This window comes from Amycolatopsis sp. NPDC043887, from assembly GCF_056435665.1.
On sequence record NZ_JBWKEB010000008.1, the window covers coordinates 272,220 to 287,798 of the forward strand.

Sequence of the window (15,579 nt, forward strand, 5' to 3'; positions counted from 1 at the left end):
GACTAAACGCGGCGTAGGCGTAGGCGTAGCCAGCTCGTGAAACGGCCCCGGGGCTTGGGTACCTCGCCGCGGTCAACGAGCCAAGCGCCGAAAGCGTCCGCGTAGGCCCGCGCGCGGATCGCGTCGGTCTTCGGATGGCTCGTCACGTACTCGCGGAACAGCGCGGCGAACCGGTCGCCGAGGGCCTCGGCGAGATCCGGGCGCAAGTAGGTGACCAGCCTGCTCTGCTTGTTCCGCAAGACGTTCGCCTCGATACGGAGCCTGTCCGCGTCGAAGCCCGCCGGTGCGTCGCCTCCCGCGAGGAGCGCCTTGAGCAGCTCGGCCTGCTGGGAGGCGAGCCGCTCCCGGGGCGACGTCACGGCGAGACCGCTTCCCGCAGCGCGGCCAGCTCGGCCGCCAGTTCCGTGTCGGACGGGTAGTCGTCGTCGCGCTCCAGCAGGACACCCGGCGGCTCGGTGCGGCGCCGCAGTTCGCGCAGCAGATCCAGCACCTCCGGGACCACCGGATGAGCGTGCGTGTCGTGGTAGACGCCGTCGCGTTCGACACCGCCCGCCATATGCGTGTACGCCAGCCGCTCCCACGGGATCTCGTCGAGGAACCGCACGGGATCGGTGCCGAGGTTGCGGGCGTTGGCGTACAGGTTGGCGACGTCGATGATCAGCAGGCAGCCGGTCCGGTCGGTGAGCTCTCGCAGGAACTCCGACTCGGTGAACTCCGCGTCCGGCCATTCCAGCACCGCCGCGATGTTCTCCAGCGCGAACGGGGCCTCCACGATGGACTGGGCGAGTTTGACGTTGTCCACCAGCACGTCGAGCGCTTCCCGGGTGCGGGGAAGCGGCATCAGATGGCCCGAGTCGAGGCCGCCCGCGCGCACGAAGCACACGTGGTCGCTGGCCATCGGCGCGCCGAGCTCGCGAGCGACCTCCGCGAGATGCTCGACGCGCGCGGTGTCCAGCGGCTCGGCCCCGCCCAGCGACAGCGACACCGCGTGCGGCAGAACCGGCATTCCCTTGTCGCGCAAAGCGACCAGGGTCTCCGGCAGATGCCCGGGGTGCAGGTTCTCGGCGACGACCTCGACCCAGTCGACGCCGGGCAGCCGCGCGATCGAAAGGTCGAGCTCGTGCCGCCAGCCGATGCCGATCCCGAGCTTGCCCGGCCCGTCAACCACCACAGCCGCCGCCTCCTCCGCAGGAACTGCCGCCGCCGCTGCACGAGCTTCCGCCACTGCTGCTGCACGAGGAGCCGCCGCCGGACGAACCGCCGCCGAAACCACCGGAGACCGGCGGCGGGATCAGGGCCGCGCTCAGCTCCTCGTCGGGGTAGGAGGCGAGACCACCGAACGCGACCGCCGCCGCGGCGCCGCCCAGCACCGCGCCGCCGACGTATCCCGGTCCGTTCGGGATGCCGCGTTTGCGCTCCCGTCCGTGAGCGGACCTGGCCTTGTGGAGGACCCGGGCGCCCTCGCTGGTCGGACGCGGGCCCGGCCGCTTGTTCTTGAGCGCACGGGAGATCACCGTCGCGAACACTGCCGAGATCAGCAGCGGGATCAGGAATCCGACCGGGCGGTCGCCGGCGATCCCGGCGATCAGGCGCACCACGCCGAGGACCAGGACGGCGAGGTACAGGAAGAACACGACCTGGCGGATCCGGGGCGACCGGTCCACGACCACCAGTCCTCGCTCCTCCAGCCCCTTGGCGAGCGCCTGCATCGGACCCGACAGCCGCAACCGGTCACGGATGCCGCGGGTCGTGGCGTTGTGACCCGGCCGCGCGCCCTTGGCGACGGCCTTTTCGATCGGGTCGGCGGGCTCGGGACCGGTGAGCTGGAGCTGCTTCGAACTGCTGACCCGCAAGGTCCCGCGGTCGACCAGCGTCGCGATGGCCGTGTCGACCACCCGGTCCGGGCCGCCGGCGAGATAGGCGAGTTCGTACACCGTCGGCTCAGGTCCGGTCACGGTGGCGCGCGGTGCCTTGGCACCGAGTTTGACCGCGATCGTCCACACGAGACCGACGGCCAGCGGGAACACCAGCAGGGCGCCATAGATCGCCAGGAACGTGGGTCCGGGGATACCCCAGGTGTCTTCCATCGCACGGGCCTTTCACGAGCAGGTGGGCTTACCGTAGTCGGACGCTTTTCCGTTCGGTCGTGGTTCCGCGAACCAGTCGATCAGCCGGGCGAATCGTCCACGACGGTCGTTGGACCGTCATAGGAGCCGCAGGCGGTGACCGCGGTTCGGTCGCGGGCGCGAGATGGCGTAAGGAGCAGGTTCCGCGTGAGCCGTCGATCCGGATGCGCGGCGAGGCCGCCCAGCGCCACCGCGCCCGTCACTCCGGTGACGAGCCCTGGGTCCTCGCGCGCCAGGGAAAGCGCCAGCTCGCCCGCTTTCGTCGTCCACGTCTCGCGGTGTGCCCGACCGAGGCGGAGGGTGACGGCGAAAGCCGTCGTCGCGACGATCAGCGAGATCCCGGCGAGCAGCGCGGCCTGCCCGGTGACCACGACGGCCCGGAGAAGCATCGCCATTCCCAGCACGACGAGCACGAGTTGCGTGAGAAGGGCCGCACGCCAGACGAGGTGCAGCCGGCCTTCCGGCAAGGCCAGTCCGTCGGCGAGCAGTTCCGCCCGCAGCGAGCGCATCGGTTCCGACGCGCGCAGCGGACCGTGCACCCTCCCGATCCCCGCCTTCGGCAGCGCCTCGGACACCGCGAACGCGAACGGATCGGCGGGCCGGGCGGAAGACCGGCGCAGGACGCCGGCCTTGTCGAGGCGGACCACCTGCCGTTCGAGAGCGGCCGCGACGGCCGTGTCCGTGACCCGGTCGGGGCCGCCGGCGAGGTAGGCGACCTGATGGATCGTCCGTAACGGTTCCCCGCCGTGAGGTCGATTCCGCAGCCATCGGGTACCCGCCAGCGCCACGAGGAGTGGAAGCACCCCGAGCACGACCACGATCTGTTCAGCCACCGCAACCACCACCACAGGAAGAACCTCCGCAGCAGGACGACGCTCCACCGCCGCACGACGAACCTACGGCGTACGGTGCGCCACCGCCGCAGGTGCTCGCCGTGCGGGCGAACACGCCGGCCTTCGTGCCGCCGGTCTTGGTCAACGTGGCCGCGACGACCTGGTCGGGGAAGGCCCGCAACCCGTGGAGGGCCACCTGCCCGGCCGTGGTGCGCCCCAGGCCGCGGTCCCAGTCGCCGTGGTGGAGTGCCAGGCCACCCGCGGCCGTCGCCCGGCCCGTGCGGTCCGGCCGTTGCCGCCACACGACCAGGCCGATCGCACCTGCCACGACGATGACCAGGACGACGAGGGCGCCGGCCGGCCGCTTCGGCGGTACGGCGTTCGCCGGCCTCGCGATCCCCAGCGCGAAGACGGCCACGTACGCGGCGATCGCGTACTGCCAGCCCCTCCGGCGACGGGTTTCGGGAACGAGCAGGCCCCGCCGCTCCAGATCGGCACGCAGTTCCCGGACGGCCTCGTGCCGGGCCATCCTGGCGACGGCGGGGTCGGTGACCCGATCCGCGCCGTCCGCCAGCGCGGCCAGCGGATAGAGGCCGGGCACCGCCCTGGCCCCGGTGTCACGACGCAGCCACCGTTCGTGCGCCACGGCGAGCACGACCGGCAGTACGGCACAGACTCCGTAGAGCCACGCGGAAGCCGGTCCGGAGATTCCCCAGGGTTCGTTCATGAAAACACCGCCCTCCCCGACGCTGTTCCTGTTCCTCGTGAACGCGTCGAAGAGGGCGGTGGTTCGCTTCGGTCGGTTACGACTCGGGAACGAGCTTCAACGAGATCGAGTTGATGCAGTACCGCTGATCCGTCGGGGTGGCGTAGCCCTCGCCTTCGAAGACGTGCCCGAGGTGGCTGTGACACGACTTGCACAGCACCTCGATCCGGCGCATCCCCATCGTGGTGTCCTCACGGAGGAGGACGGCGTCGGTGTCGGCCGGGTCGTAGAAGGACGGCCAGCCGCAATGGCTTTCGAATTTCGTGTCGCTGCGGAACAGTTCGGCACCACAGGCTCGGCACTGGTAGACACCGGTGGTCTTGGTGTCGGTGTACTCCCCGGTGAAGGGGCGCTCGGTGCCCGCCTGGCGGAGCACGGCGTACTCGTCGGGGCTGAGCTGCTCCCGCCATTCCTGCTCGGACTTGACCACGCGCGGCGTGGCTCCGACAACGGGTTTCATGCCTTTCACCGGTTCCACGTTACCCCGCGAGCCACGCGATGGCCCGGCCGATGATGTCCCATGCGGTGACCATCACGCCGAGCACGATGAGGATCACGACCAGCGCCGAAATCCACCAGCGCAGACCACCGAGCCGGTTGCTGGAGTCGGCGAAGTCGGAGACGCCGTCGAGGCAGGCTTCCACGGTGAAGTTCGGGCCGCAGCGTTCGATGCGGTCCAGATGCTCGGCGAAGGCACGGGCTTCGGGATCGTACGGGTCGAGGCCTACCAGATCCTCCTGGAAGCGAGGATTCTGGCCAGGCCCGAAAGGTCCGCTATCGGCCATACCGGCAACAGTAAGCCACGAGCGGCGATTGGCCTACCACCAGCGAGGCGGGTCTCACCACCGCCACGCACCGATTGCTAGTAGTTGCCCTGCGCGCTGCGGGTATCCCCGGCGATCAGCAGCTGACCGCCACCATCGTCGATGACGCGGACGGTCTTCGCCTCGGAGCCGCCGGATTTGAACGTGAGGTTGATGGTGATGTCGACCGAGCCGTCGGCGTTGTTGCCTTTGTTGGCATTGGCACCCTTGTAGCTGCTCAGCTGCTTCGTCGCCCAGTACTCCTGGTACTTCCCCTGGTCGCCATAGACGGCCTGGGCGTCCGGAGTGAGCATCGCCCAGCCTTCCGGCGTGCCTGCCTTGCTGTAAAAGTCAACAACGCGTTCCCCCGCGGGCCGGTACTCGATCTTGCCGCCGCTCGACGACGCGGAAGACGAGGGTGCGCTGCTCTTGGAGCCGCTCGACTTGGGCGCCGAGGTGCCGGGCTGCGGGTTCGCCCCGGCGTTGTTCCCACCCGGGGTATCGCCCCCGTTGCTCGAGTTCAGGATCAGGAACACGATCACGGCGATCACCACGACGGCGGCACCGGCGCCCGCGAACAGGACGGCCTTGCGTTTGGCGTCGGGCTGCTTGGCCGGCGACGGCCGCATCGGGGCGGCCGCGGACGGCGGCGGGCTCATCGCGGCGACCGGGCGCGGCGGCGTGTTCGGCGGTGCGGACGGCGAGCGCATCGGGATGAAGGCGGCCGTCGGCGGGTGGGTCTTGGTGGGCTGCGGCGGAGCCGCCGCGGTGGACTGGGCCGGTTTGTCGGTCCGCTGCCACGGCGGCCGGTCTCCGCCCGGAAGGCCGTGTCCCGGGGTGTCGGGCACGGCCGGCTGTCTGCCGCCGCCCGCTCCGAAGAGCCGGGGCGACGCCGCCGTGCCCGCGTCGGATTCGTTCGCCGCCAGCGCGGCGAGGCGCTCACGGGCCTCGGCCATGGTCGGGCGCTCGGTCGGCTCGGTGCGCAGGAGGCTCATCAGCAGCGCCGTCGCGGGACCCGCCTGCTGCGGCGGGTTGATCTGGCCGTTCGCGGCCGCGTACAGCAGCGCCAGCTGGTTCGAGCTGTTCCCGTACGGGGTCTGGCCCTCGATCGCCTGGTACAGCGTCGCGCCGAGCGCGAAGACGTCGGAGCTGGGCACCGGGTCCGAGCCGCGCGCCAGCTCGGGCGCGAGATACGCCGGGGTGCCGCCGATCAGGCCGGTCTGGGTGAGCGTCATGTCGCCGGCCGCGCGCGAGATGCCGAAGTCGGTGATCTTCGCCGTGCCGGACTCGTCGATCAGGATGTTCCCGGGTTTGACGTCGCGGTGCACGATCCCGGCGCGGTGCGCGGCGACCAGCGCCGACGCGACCTGCTCGCCGATCTTCGCGACGCGCCCGAGCGGCAGCGTGCCTTCCTCGGAGATGATCGCCGAGAGGCTCGGGCCGTTCAGGTACTCCATCACCAAACAGGGATCGCCGCCGTGCTCGGCTATGTCGAACACCACGATCGCGTTCGGGTGCTGGAAGCGGGCCGCGTTCTTCGCCTCGCGCATGGCGCGCTGGCGCATGTTGTCGCGTTCGGCCTCGGAGACACCCGGCTGCGGGAGGATCTGCTTGACCGCCACCGAGCGCTCGAGGCGGACATCGATGGCACGCCAGACCACCCCCATGGCACCGCTACCAATTTGCTCGACCAGGCGATAGTGCCCAGCGATCAGCTGACCGGTGTCGATGGCGACTGCTCCTGACACGTTCTCCGGGTGATGGTGGCGCTGCGCGGCCTGACAGGTCCCGCGCACTCGATCGAGTGTAGCGGGCGGCGGTTTCGGCTCCCCGTCAGCTCGCCGGTGCGGAGGCGGGCAATTCTTCTTCCTCGCTCGGATCGGGCACCGGCCGGGCTTCGCGCCGGAAAACCTTGACCAGCCCGATGGCCCCCGCCGCGGCGAACACGGCGTAACAGATCAGCAGGGCGGGTGGTGTTTCCCCGGTCAGCGCGTCGCCGAGGACGACGACCGCGACCGTCCCCGGCAGGCTGCCGAGCGCGGTCCCGATCAGATACGGGGCGAAACGGACCGATGACACTCCGCACAGGTAACTGAACGGAGCGAACGGCACCATCGGGATCAGCCGTAAGGAGGTGATCGCCAGGACCCCGCCGTCCGAAAGCCGCTCGTTGACCGCGCGGACCTTCGCCCGGTGCAGGTGCCGGGTGACGAGATCGCGGCCGAGTGCCCTCGAAAGAGCGAACGAGAGCGCGGACGCGACCGTGGTCGCCAGGATGCCGACGAGGATGCCCGTCGTGGCGCCGAGCAGCAGCCCGCCCGCCAGGTTGAACACGGTGCGCGGGATCGGCGCCACGGTCAGCACCGAATAAGCCAGGAAGAACACCAACGGGGTGGCCGGACCGGTCTCGGCCGCCCAAGTCCGCAGCCCGGCCGGACTCGGGATCGGCAACAGCACCGCCGCCGCCACGAACACGGCGAACACGGTGAGCGCGAGGATTAATTTGGTACGGCCGGACACCACGTCAACCGTACCGTGTCCGCTGTGATCGACACCGAGGCGCTGCGCGTCCAGCCCGAACTCACCGGCGAGAACGTCGTGCTCACCCAACTCGACGAGACCTACTTCGAGACCGCGTGGATGGCCTTGCAGGAGCCCGAAACCACGAGGCTGACCGGTACGCACACCCGATTCACCCCCGGGCAGATCCGGACCTGGCTGGCCGGGCGGACGGGGCTCGACGACCGCGCGGACTACGCGATCGTCCGCAAGGAGGATCGCGCGCACGTCGGCGACCTCGCGCTCACCGACGTCGACAAGGACAACCGTTCCGCGTCGTTCCGCATCGCGCTGAACGGCCCGGAGTTCTTCGGCAAGGGCTATGGCACCGAAGCGACCGAGCTGCTGCTGGGCTACGCGTTCGACGTCGTCGGCCTGCATCGTGTCTCGCTGGAGGTCTTCGACCACAACCCGCGGGCCCAGCGCGTCTACGAGAAGGCAGGGTTCGTCCGTGAGGGGCTCCAGCGGGAAGCGCTGTGGTGGGACGGCGAATGGCATGACGTCGTCACGATGGCAATCCTGAAGACCGATCCCCGGCCCTGATCGGCGATACGGTGGGCGCATGCCCAAGAACGGTGAGCCGATCGAGGTCGAGGCAGGCGAGCGCAAGGTCCGGGTTTCCAGCCCGGACAAGGTGTACTTCCCGGCCCGGGGGATCACGAAGCGTCAGGTCGTGGAGCATTACGTCGCGGTCGGGGAGCCGTTGCTGCGCGCGATCGGGGAGCGGCCGACGACGCTGAAGCGGTACGTCGACGGCGTCGAGGGCGAGTGGTTCTACGCCAAGCGCGTGCCGAAGGGCGCCCCGGACTGGGTGGAGACCGCGAAGATCACCTTCCCGTCCGGCCGGACGGCCGAGGAGGTCTGCCCGACCGAGCCCGCCGTGTTCGCCTGGGCGGCGAACCTGGGCACCTTCGACTTCCACCCGTGGCCGGTGCGGCGGCCCGACGTCGACCATCCCGATGAACTCCGCATCGACGTGGACCCGCCGGACGAGGCGGGCTTCGCCGACGCGGTCGAGGTCGCGGGCGTGGTGCGAGAGGTCCTCGACTCGGCGGGCCTGGTCGGTTACCCGAAGACCTCGGGCGGCCGTGGTGTGCACGTCCTGGTGCGGATCCGGCCGGAGTGGGACTTCGTCGACGTCCGCCACGCGGTGATCGCGCTGGGCCGCGAGGTCGAGCGCCGGATCCCGGCCAAGGCGACCATCGCGTGGTGGAAGGAAGAGCGTGGTGGCCGGGTCTTCATCGACTACAACCAAGCGGCCCGCGATCGCACGGTGGCGTCGTCGTGGTCGGTCCGCGGCACCCCTCGGGCGACGGTGTCGACGCCGCTGACCTGGGATCTGCTGACCGAGGTCGACCCGGACGACTTCGACGTCCTCACGGCGGGCGCCTTCTACAACGAGCGCGGTGACCTGCACGCGCCGATGGACGAGCAGGCGTTCGGCATCGAGACGCTGCTGGACTGGTACGCGCGGGACGAACGCGACCACGGCGTCGGCGAGATGCCGTATCCGCCGGATTACCCGAAAATGCCCGGTGAGCCGAAGCGCGTCCAGCCGAGCAAGGCGCGCGACGACACTTAGGACAGGGTGAACTCACACCCGGCGACCTGGACGTACTCGCCTTTGCGGGTGGTGAACCGGGCGGCGCCCGTGGTCAGTTGGTCGGCCACGATCTTCGACGCGCCTTCGGGCCGGAGCCGCGCCCAGTAGCAGTGCCCGTTTCCGCCCGCCGCCGGTCCGGGGGAGCGGTACGAGCCCGCTCGGATGTCCGTGCCGACCAGATAGGTCCCGTCGGCGAACCGGTCCGCGAGGGAAGCGATGGCCGTCCGCCCCGAGGTGACCGGCGGTGCCGGGACGGTCACGGTCGGCGCGGGTGCGGCCTCCGCCGTGACGGTCACCGTCGCCGGGGCGGCGGGTGCGACTCCGGGCTCACCCGGCCGGGTGGCCGCCACCACGCCGACGCCCGCGCCCAAAGTGAGCGCGACGGCGAGGCCCGCCACGACGGGGAACGCATTTCGTGACGAGGCGTGCGGTATTAGTGACAAATTCGCGCCCGGCATCGGCCTCTTCTTCGTTTTGCTCGCGGAGTGATTGCGCTTTCGTGTCGATCTAGAAACCTGTTACCGCTCCGACCGTGACCGATACGAAACTGTGTGACGCGTGGGACTCAGCCGTAACGCAGGGCTTCCTGCCAGCGACATTTCCCTCCGAACACTAGGCTGGGGGAGACGAAGGAGTACCCGTGGACGACCTGATCGCCTTCCTCGCCGCGCGTGTGGGGCAACGCCAGGCGTTGATCATGCAGGCGGTCAAGAAAACCGAGATCAACGAATCGCTCAATCGTGGTGAGACCAAGGTCGTCATCGAAAAGAGGATCCGTTCGCTCAACGACATCGAACTCGACACGGTCAATCAGATGATCAACGAGATCGAAGCGACCCGGCGGCTCCTGCAGGCACACCGCACCACGGTCTCGGAGAAGGTCCCCGGATTCCCCTTGTACGGCAACGAGTACTGGTGCGAGACATGCCATGTGCCCGCCGACGAGGCCGGGACGAACTGGTGCCTGACCCTGCGGCTGCTGGCCCTTCCGCACGCCGACCACCCGGACTACAGCGAGCGCTGGCGCCCCTGAACGGGGAATGCCCGCCGGGTCCGGACGCGTTGATCCGAAGGTGATCACGCTTTCGGTACTGGACCGGTCCCCGACCCGCCGCGGCGGCGGCGCGCCCCGCGCCCTGCGGGACACGGTCGCCTTCGCGCGGGACATCGAAGCGCTCGGCTACCACCGGTTCTGGGTGTCCGAACATCACAGCGTGCCCGGTGTCGCGGGTTCGGCGCCCACGGTGCTGGCGGCCGCCGTCGCCTCGGCGACCGAACGGATCCGGGTCGGCACCGGCGGCGTGATGCTGCCGAACCACCGGCCCCTCGTGGTCGCGGAACAGTTCGGCGTGCTCGAATCGCTCTTCCCCGGCCGGATCGACATGGGGCTGGGGCGTTCCGTCGGGTTCACCGGCGGGGTGCGGCAGGCGCTCGGGCACGAGAAGGACGATGCCGATCGCTTCGGTGACCAGGTTCGCGAGCTGCTGGGCTTCCTCGCGGGTGACCAGACGACCTATCCGGGTGTGCACGCCATTCCCGCGGAAGGCCTGCGCGTGCCCGCGTTCCTGCTGGCCACCGGTGCCGGGGCGCGGCTGGCCGCGGAACTGGGGCTGCCGCTGGTGATCGCGCCGGTCCGGGGCCAGGGTCCGCTGCTCGAAGCCATCGACGGCTATCGCTCCGGATTCCGCCTGTCCGCACAGGCGTCGCGGCCGTACGTCGTGGTGTCGACGGCGATCGCGGTCGCCGAGACGGCCGAACGGGCCCGGCGGCTGCTGATCCCCGAAGCGTGGTCGACGGTCTACTCGCGGACGCACGGCGTCTTCCCGCCGTTGTCGCCGGTGGAAGAGATCCTCTCCGGGCCGCTGCCGGACCGCGACCGGGAACGGCTGGACCGGGCGCTCGACGGTCAGCTCGCCGGCACCCCGGACGAGGTGGGCGACCGGCTGGCCGACCTCGTCGCCAAGACCGGAGCCGACGAGATCCTGGTGACCACCAGTACTTTCGACCAGACGGAGCGGCTGGATTCCTATCGCGCGCTGGCCGAGGTCGCCGGGCTTCGCAGCCTGGCCGCCATCTCCTGACTTTTGCTAGTGTCACGGCCATGACTGCCGGGTCGGCCTCGTGCCGTGAGCGGACGGGTTCCCCGGCCGCCGCTTGATCTCCGCGCGGGCACGAAGCCCGCCTTCCCGTATGTGTCCTTCTGTTGTGGACCATGCGCGGAGAGGAGGTGAATCGCATGTCTCCCACCGAAAACTGGCGCGAGTTCGTCGCCGCGCACGCCGATGGCGGCGTCCTGGACGGTGTCGTCACGCGGGTGCTGCCCTTCGGCGCGTTCGTCGAAGTGGCCCACGGGATGGAGGGGCTGCTGCCGACCGTCGGCGGAACCGGCCCGCTCACCGCCGGTGCGGCCGTCGCGGTACGGCTGGACAAGCTGGACGTCCAGAACCGGCGGTTCAGCCTGATCCTGGCCTGACCCGGCGCATTTCGTCCTCTGAATGCGGTCCTTTGCGTCTGCAAGTACCGCATTCAGAGGACTAAATGCGGGTGGAGGGCTAGAGGTGCAGCAGAAGCTGGGTGAGGATGCGTTGCGCGGGGTCGTCCAGGTCGATCCCGCACACCTCGCCGGCGCGGCGCACCCGGTAGCGGACCGTGTTCGGGTGGATGTTCAGCTCGCGCGCCGCTTTCCGGACGTCGCCGAAAGCGTCGAGGTACGCGAGTACGGCGGGCACCAGGATGCCGCCGTGCTCGGCGTCGTGGGCGATCAGGTCGGTCAGCCGCGGATCGCGGATCCTCGGCTGCTCACCGAGGAACGCGAGCACTTCCGAGAGCAGGACCTCGGCGCGGACGTCGGCCAGTGAGGCGACGTCCGCGGTCCCGTGCCCGCGCGCCATCGTGGCCAGCACGCGGTCCGCGTCGCCGCGCGAGGCCGCCGCGTCGGAAAGACTGGGGACCACACCGCCCAGCGCCGCGCGCACCCGGACGTCGAGATGCCGTTGGGCGGTACCGGCGATTTCCTTGGCCAGCGTCAGGATCCGCGGTTCGGCGTGCTCGGGGAGGTCGGGAAGGAGCGCGTAGACCCGGCCGCCGATCACGCTCACCAGCGCGCTCCGCCGGTACGCGGCGGTGTGCACGGTGATCAGGTGCACCAGCTCCGCGCGCCGGAGCTGCCGGTCCGTCGCGGCCCGGTCGCGGGGGAGCGAGAAGGCCAGCACCATGGCCGGTTTCCCGGGATCCGCGCCGATGTCGTCGGCGACGGACTCGGCGTCGAGGCGGCCGTCGAGCAGCCCGGCCAGCAGATCCTCGCGCAGCCGGAGTTCCGGGCTGGGCAGCGTCCGATGCCGGATCAGCTGCGGCGCGAGCGCGCGGCTGGCGCCGAGCAGGGCGACCTCCGCGCTTTCGGTGAGCGGATGCGCGCCCTCCTGGACCCAGATCGTGCCCAGCGGCTGCGATCCGGCGTGGATCCCGGCCGCGATCCGCCGCCGGATGCCGAGATCGGGGCGCTCGTCGATGCGGACAATGCCCTCACCGGCGCGAAGACGCTGGTAGACGCCCCATTTGCGCAGCATCGCGAGGTAGCGTTCCGGGCCTTCACGGCCGAGGATCGAGAGCCTGCGCAGCTCGTCCACCTCGTCGCCCGCCCGCGAATAGGCCAGCACCCGGCTCGCGGTGTCCTCGATGCTGACCAGGCCGCCCGTCAACGTCGCGATGGTCTGCGCGAGCGAGAACAGATCACCCAGCACTTCGCCGCTGTCCGCCTCGCCACCCGCGCGAGCCGCGTCGACCACGCCCCTGGCCAGGGCTTCGACCTGCTCCCAGCGTGCCTCGTGGCCGACCTCGATCAGCGCGATCCCCGCGTCGGTCGCGACGTTCACGACGGCCATGCCGTTCTTGACCGCGACGGCGGCCGCGCCGGACCGTCCCGCCGCCCGGATCGCGCCCGCGGCGGAGCGTCCGCGAGCGCCGATCACCAGGACGAGGTCACCCGGATGGGCGTCGGGCGGATCCTCCGGATCGTGGATGACGACGTCCTCCACTCCGACGCCGAGCCCGCCCGGGGCCGCGAGCACCCTGACCAGCGGTTCCCCGAGCGTGGCGAGGATGTGTCGCAGGGAAGCGCCGGGGGTCGTCTGAGCAGTCGTCTTGATCACCGATTAAGCCGATCGGACAAGATGGTCACCCTGATTCTAGTCAGTCGAACAAGCCGTCGTGGAGCTGTCAGGTCTACCGTTCGGGATGAGACCCCTACCCGGCGAAGTGCAGTCAGGAGCAGTCAGTGGACGCCGTGACCCAGACCCCCGCCCCGAAGAACGAGCCGGTGCTGAATTACGCACCGGGCAGCGCTGAGCGCGCTGAACTCGAGGGCGCGCTCAAGTTGCTGGGCAACGCCGGCCCCATCGACATCACCGCGACGATCGGTGGTGAGCAGCGCAAGGGCGGCGGCGAGAAGATCGAGGTCGTCCAGCCGCACAACCACAAGGCGGTGCTGGGCGTCATCCACAGCGCGACCGCGGAGGACACCCGCGACGCGATCGCCGCGGCCAAGGCCGCCGCCCCCGGCTGGCGCGCGCTGTCCTTCGACGATCGCGCCGCGATCATCCTGCGTGCCGCCGACCTGCTGGCGGGCCCGTGGCGCGCCAAGCTGAACGCCGCCACCATGCTCGGCCAGTCGAAGACCGCCTTCCAGGCCGAGATCGACTCCGCCTGCGAGCTGATCGACTTCTGGCGTTTCAACGTCGCCTTCGGCCGTCAGATCCTCGCCGAGCAGCCGGTCAGCTCGCCCGGTATCTGGAACCGGATGGAGCACCGCCCGCTCGAGGGCTTCGTGTACGCCATCACCCCGTTCAACTTCACCGCGATCTCCGGCAACCTGCCGACCGCGCCCGCGCTGATGGGCAACGTCGTGCTGTGGAAGCCGTCGCCGACGCAGAGCTACGCCGCGCACATGCTGATGCGGCTGCTCGAAGAGGCGGGCATGCCGCCGGGCGTCATCAACCTGCTTCCGGGTGACGGCAAGGCCGTCTCCGAGGTCGCCCTGACCCACCGCGACCTGGCCGGTATCCACTTCACCGGTTCCACCGCGACCTTCCAGCACCTGTGGGCCACCGTCGGCGCCAACATCTCCGGCTACCGCACGTACCCGCGCCTGGTCGGCGAGACCGGCGGCAAGGACTTCGTGCTCGCGCACGCCTCCGCCGACGTGGACGTCCTGCGCACCGCGCTGATCCGCGGCGCCTTCGAGTACCAGGGCCAGAAGTGCTCGGCCGCGTCCCGCGCCTACGTCCCGCGTTCGCTCTGGGCGAGCATGAGGGACGAGCTGGTCTCCGAGACCGAGGCCATCACCTACGGCGACGTCACCGACCTGGACAACTTCGGTGGCGCCGTGATCGACCGCCGCGCCTTCGACAAGCACGCCGCCGTGCTGAAGAGCGCCGCCGAGGACGCCGAGATCGAGGTCATCGCCGGTGGTACCGCCGACGACAGCGTCGGCTACTTCGTGCGCCCGACGATCCTGGTGTCGGACAACCCGAACCACGAGATCTTCCGCACCGAGTACTTCGGCCCGATCCTCGCGCTGCACGTCTACGAGGACGAGGACTTCGACAACGTCTTGAAGCTGGTCGACGAGACCGCCGACTACGCGCTCACCGGCGCGGTCATCGCGAACGACCGCACGGCCGTCGCGAAGGCGTCCGAGGCGCTGCGCTTCGCCGCCGGCAACTTCTACGTCAACGACAAGCCGACCGGCGCGGTCGTCGGCCAGCAGCCCTTCGGCGGCGGGCGCGCGTCCGGCACCAACGACAAGGCCGGTTCGGTGTTCAACCTGCTCCGCTGGACGAGCCCGCGCTCGGTCAAGGAGACCTTCGTTCCGCCCACCAGCGTCCGCTACCCCCACCAGGGCTGAGTTCTCCAGGAGTCCGTGATGTTGCGTGCCCCGTTGCTCGCCGCCGCTCGATCCCAGCGGATGCGCAAGCTGGTCGAGATCGTCCCCGCCACCCGATCGGTGGTAGGCCGGTTCGTCGCCGGTTCGAAGACGCCCGACGCCGCCAGGGTGGTCCGCGAACTGGCCGACGACGGCCTCCGGGTCACCCTCGACCACCTCGGCGAGGACACCACCGACGCCGAGCAGGCCGCGACGACCGTCCGCGCCTACGAGGAACTGCTGACCGCGCTGGCGGCCGACGGCCTCGCGTTCGGCGCGGACGTCTCGGTGAAGCTGTCGGCCGTCGGGCAGTTCCTGCCGGCCGACGGTGAGAAGGTCGCGCTGGAGAACGCCCGCAAGATCTGCGCGGCGGCCGAGGCGGTCGGTGCCACGGTGACCCTCGACATGGAGGACCACACCACCACCGACTCGACGCTGGGCATCCTCAAGGAGCTGCGCACCGAGTACCCGTGGGTCGGCGCGGTGCTGCAGGCCTACCTGCGGCGCACCGAGCAGGACTGCCGCGACCTGGCGACCGAGGGTTCCCGCGTCCGGCTGTGCAAGGGCGCGTACGCCGAACCCGAGGAGGTCGCGTTCCAGGACAAGTCCGAAGTGGACAAATCCTACGTGCGCTGCCTGAAGATCCTCATGCAGGGCAAGGGTTATCCGATGGTCGCCTCGCACGACCCGCGGATGATCGCGATCGCCGAGAAGCTCGCGGCCGACGCGGGCCGCAAGGCGGACGACCACGAATTCCAGATGCTGTACGGGATCCGTCCCGAAGAGCAGCGCCGAATCGCGGGCGACGGCAAGACGATGCGCGTCTACGTCCCCTACGGCGACGAATGGTACGGCTATTTCATGCGCAGGCTGGCGGAACGCCCGGCGAACCTGGCGTTCTTCCTGCGCGGACTCGCCACCCGGGGCTGACCCGGTCACCGGTGGCACTGGTCCGCTGAAAGACAAAGG

The 15,579-nt window shown here is 70.1% G+C and carries 18 protein-coding genes; 7 read left to right on the plus strand and 11 right to left on the minus strand.

All coding sequences use genetic code 11. From position 1 onward, the window contains the following. Positions 1–2: 2 nt before the first annotated feature. From AC069H_RS23005 to AC069H_RS23045, 9 genes are all read right to left on the minus strand, one after another. Complete coding sequence (locus tag AC069H_RS23005; protein WP_478233768.1) at positions 3–359, minus strand: SCO6045 C-terminal-like domain-containing protein; 357 nt, start codon at positions 357–359, stop codon at positions 3–5. Next, positions 356–1,171, minus strand: a complete 816-nt coding sequence (locus AC069H_RS23010) for an MbnB/TglH/ChrH family RiPP precursor modification enzyme (protein WP_478233769.1) — start codon at positions 1,169–1,171, stop codon at positions 356–358. Before AC069H_RS23010 ends, AC069H_RS23005 begins: the two co-directional genes overlap by 4 nt. Continuing rightward, positions 1,161–2,087 carry a TIGR04222 domain-containing membrane protein gene (locus AC069H_RS23015; protein ID WP_478227863.1) on the minus strand — a complete coding sequence of 309 codons (927 nt, stop codon included), beginning with the start codon at positions 2,085–2,087 and terminating at the stop codon, positions 1,161–1,163. Before AC069H_RS23015 ends, AC069H_RS23010 begins: the two co-directional genes overlap by 11 nt. Positions 2,088–2,167: 80 nt before the next feature. Continuing rightward, complete coding sequence (locus tag AC069H_RS23020) at positions 2,168–2,959, minus strand: TIGR04222 domain-containing membrane protein (protein ID WP_478233770.1); 792 nt, start codon at positions 2,957–2,959, stop codon at positions 2,168–2,170. Continuing rightward, positions 2,952–3,686: a TIGR04222 domain-containing membrane protein gene (locus AC069H_RS23025; protein WP_478233771.1), complete on the minus strand. Its 735-nt coding sequence runs from the start codon at positions 3,684–3,686 to the stop codon at positions 2,952–2,954. The genes AC069H_RS23020 and AC069H_RS23025 overlap by 8 nt, the downstream gene beginning before the upstream one ends. Positions 3,687–3,762: 76 nt before the next feature. After that, a complete protein-coding gene (gene msrB, locus AC069H_RS23030; protein WP_007033524.1) occupies positions 3,763–4,185 on the minus strand; it encodes a peptide-methionine (R)-S-oxide reductase MsrB in 423 nt (140 codons plus the stop codon). A 19-nt stretch (positions 4,186–4,204) separates the two neighbouring features. After that, entirely contained in the window at positions 4,205–4,510 is a 306-nt protein-coding gene (locus AC069H_RS23035) for a hypothetical protein (RefSeq protein ID WP_410649339.1), read from the minus strand. Positions 4,511–4,587: 77 nt separating this feature from the next. Continuing rightward, positions 4,588–6,195, minus strand: coding sequence for a serine/threonine-protein kinase (locus AC069H_RS23040; RefSeq protein ID WP_478227928.1), 1,608 nt, complete (start codon positions 6,193–6,195; stop codon positions 4,588–4,590). A gap of 166 nt (positions 6,196–6,361) precedes the next feature. Continuing rightward, positions 6,362–7,048 (minus strand): TVP38/TMEM64 family protein, encoded by a 687-nt coding sequence (locus tag AC069H_RS23045; RefSeq protein WP_478233772.1) that lies wholly within the window; start codon positions 7,046–7,048, stop codon positions 6,362–6,364. 24 nt (positions 7,049–7,072) lie between these two features. On the opposite strand from AC069H_RS23045, the gene AC069H_RS23050 reads away from it, so the two are divergent. Both AC069H_RS23050 and AC069H_RS23055 read left to right on the plus strand, forming a co-directional pair. Continuing rightward, positions 7,073–7,630: a GNAT family N-acetyltransferase gene (locus tag AC069H_RS23050; RefSeq protein ID WP_478233773.1), complete on the plus strand. Its 558-nt coding sequence runs from the start codon at positions 7,073–7,075 to the stop codon at positions 7,628–7,630. Positions 7,631–7,649: 19 nt separating this feature from the next. Beyond that, positions 7,650–8,669, plus strand: coding sequence for a DNA polymerase domain-containing protein (locus AC069H_RS23055; protein WP_478233774.1), 1,020 nt, complete (start codon positions 7,650–7,652; stop codon positions 8,667–8,669). Here the strand turns inward: AC069H_RS23055 and AC069H_RS23060 are convergent. Then, positions 8,666–9,088, minus strand: a complete 423-nt coding sequence (locus tag AC069H_RS23060; protein ID WP_478233775.1) for a hypothetical protein — start codon at positions 9,086–9,088, stop codon at positions 8,666–8,668. The genes AC069H_RS23055 and AC069H_RS23060 overlap by 4 nt on opposite strands. A gap of 242 nt (positions 9,089–9,330) precedes the next feature. Between AC069H_RS23060 and AC069H_RS23065 the strand changes: the two genes are divergently transcribed. The 3 genes from AC069H_RS23065 (at position 9,331) to AC069H_RS23075 (ending at position 11,163) form a co-directional block, all read left to right on the plus strand. Continuing rightward, entirely contained in the window at positions 9,331–9,723 is a 393-nt protein-coding gene (locus AC069H_RS23065; RefSeq protein WP_478233776.1) for a DUF6221 family protein, read from the plus strand. Positions 9,724–9,730: 7 nt separating this feature from the next. Beyond that, entirely contained in the window at positions 9,731–10,771 is a 1,041-nt protein-coding gene (locus AC069H_RS23070) for an LLM class flavin-dependent oxidoreductase (protein ID WP_478233777.1), read from the plus strand. Positions 10,772–10,926: 155 nt separating this feature from the next. Then, on the plus strand, positions 10,927–11,163 hold the full coding sequence (locus AC069H_RS23075; protein WP_478233778.1) for a S1 RNA-binding domain-containing protein: 237 nt from the start codon (positions 10,927–10,929) through the stop codon (positions 11,161–11,163). Positions 11,164–11,242: 79 nt separating this feature from the next. On the opposite strand, the gene AC069H_RS23080 is transcribed toward AC069H_RS23075, so the two are convergent. Further along, the gene (locus AC069H_RS23080) at positions 11,243–12,835 is read right to left on the minus strand and encodes a PucR family transcriptional regulator (protein WP_478233864.1); all 1,593 of its coding nucleotides are present in this window, start codon (positions 12,833–12,835) and stop codon (positions 11,243–11,245) included. A gap of 128 nt (positions 12,836–12,963) precedes the next feature. Between AC069H_RS23080 and pruA the strand changes: the two genes are divergently transcribed. Further along, a complete protein-coding gene (gene pruA / locus AC069H_RS23085; protein WP_478233779.1) occupies positions 12,964–14,592 on the plus strand; it encodes an L-glutamate gamma-semialdehyde dehydrogenase in 1,629 nt (542 codons plus the stop codon). Between the two features lie 18 nt (positions 14,593–14,610). Further along, positions 14,611–15,540 (plus strand): proline dehydrogenase family protein, encoded by a 930-nt coding sequence (locus tag AC069H_RS23090; protein ID WP_478233780.1) that lies wholly within the window; start codon positions 14,611–14,613, stop codon positions 15,538–15,540. Positions 15,541–15,579: the final 39 nt, after the last annotated feature.

Excerpts from the sequence above, each read along its gene's own strand:
- AC069H_RS23015 (WP_478227863.1), bottom strand. The coding sequence starts at position 2,087 with ATGGAAGACACCTGGGGTATCCCCGGACCCACGTTCCTGGCGATCTAT.
- AC069H_RS23025 (WP_478233771.1), bottom strand. The coding sequence starts at position 3,686 with ATGAACGAACCCTGGGGAATCTCCGGACCGGCTTCCGCGTGGCTCTAC.
- msrB (WP_007033524.1), bottom strand. The coding sequence starts at position 4,185 with ATGAAACCCGTTGTCGGAGCCACGCCGCGCGTGGTCAAGTCCGAGCAG.
- AC069H_RS23035 (WP_410649339.1), bottom strand. The coding sequence starts at position 4,510 with ATGGCCGATAGCGGACCTTTCGGGCCTGGCCAGAATCCTCGCTTCCAG.
- AC069H_RS23040 (WP_478227928.1), bottom strand. The coding sequence starts at position 6,195 with ATGGGGGTGGTCTGGCGTGCCATCGATGTCCGCCTCGAGCGCTCGGTG.
- AC069H_RS23055 (WP_478233774.1), top strand. The coding sequence starts at position 7,650 with ATGCCCAAGAACGGTGAGCCGATCGAGGTCGAGGCAGGCGAGCGCAAG.
- AC069H_RS23070 (WP_478233777.1), top strand. The coding sequence starts at position 9,731 with ATGCCCGCCGGGTCCGGACGCGTTGATCCGAAGGTGATCACGCTTTCG.
- AC069H_RS23075 (WP_478233778.1), top strand. The coding sequence starts at position 10,927 with ATGTCTCCCACCGAAAACTGGCGCGAGTTCGTCGCCGCGCACGCCGAT.
- AC069H_RS23090 (WP_478233780.1), top strand. The coding sequence starts at position 14,611 with ATGTTGCGTGCCCCGTTGCTCGCCGCCGCTCGATCCCAGCGGATGCGC.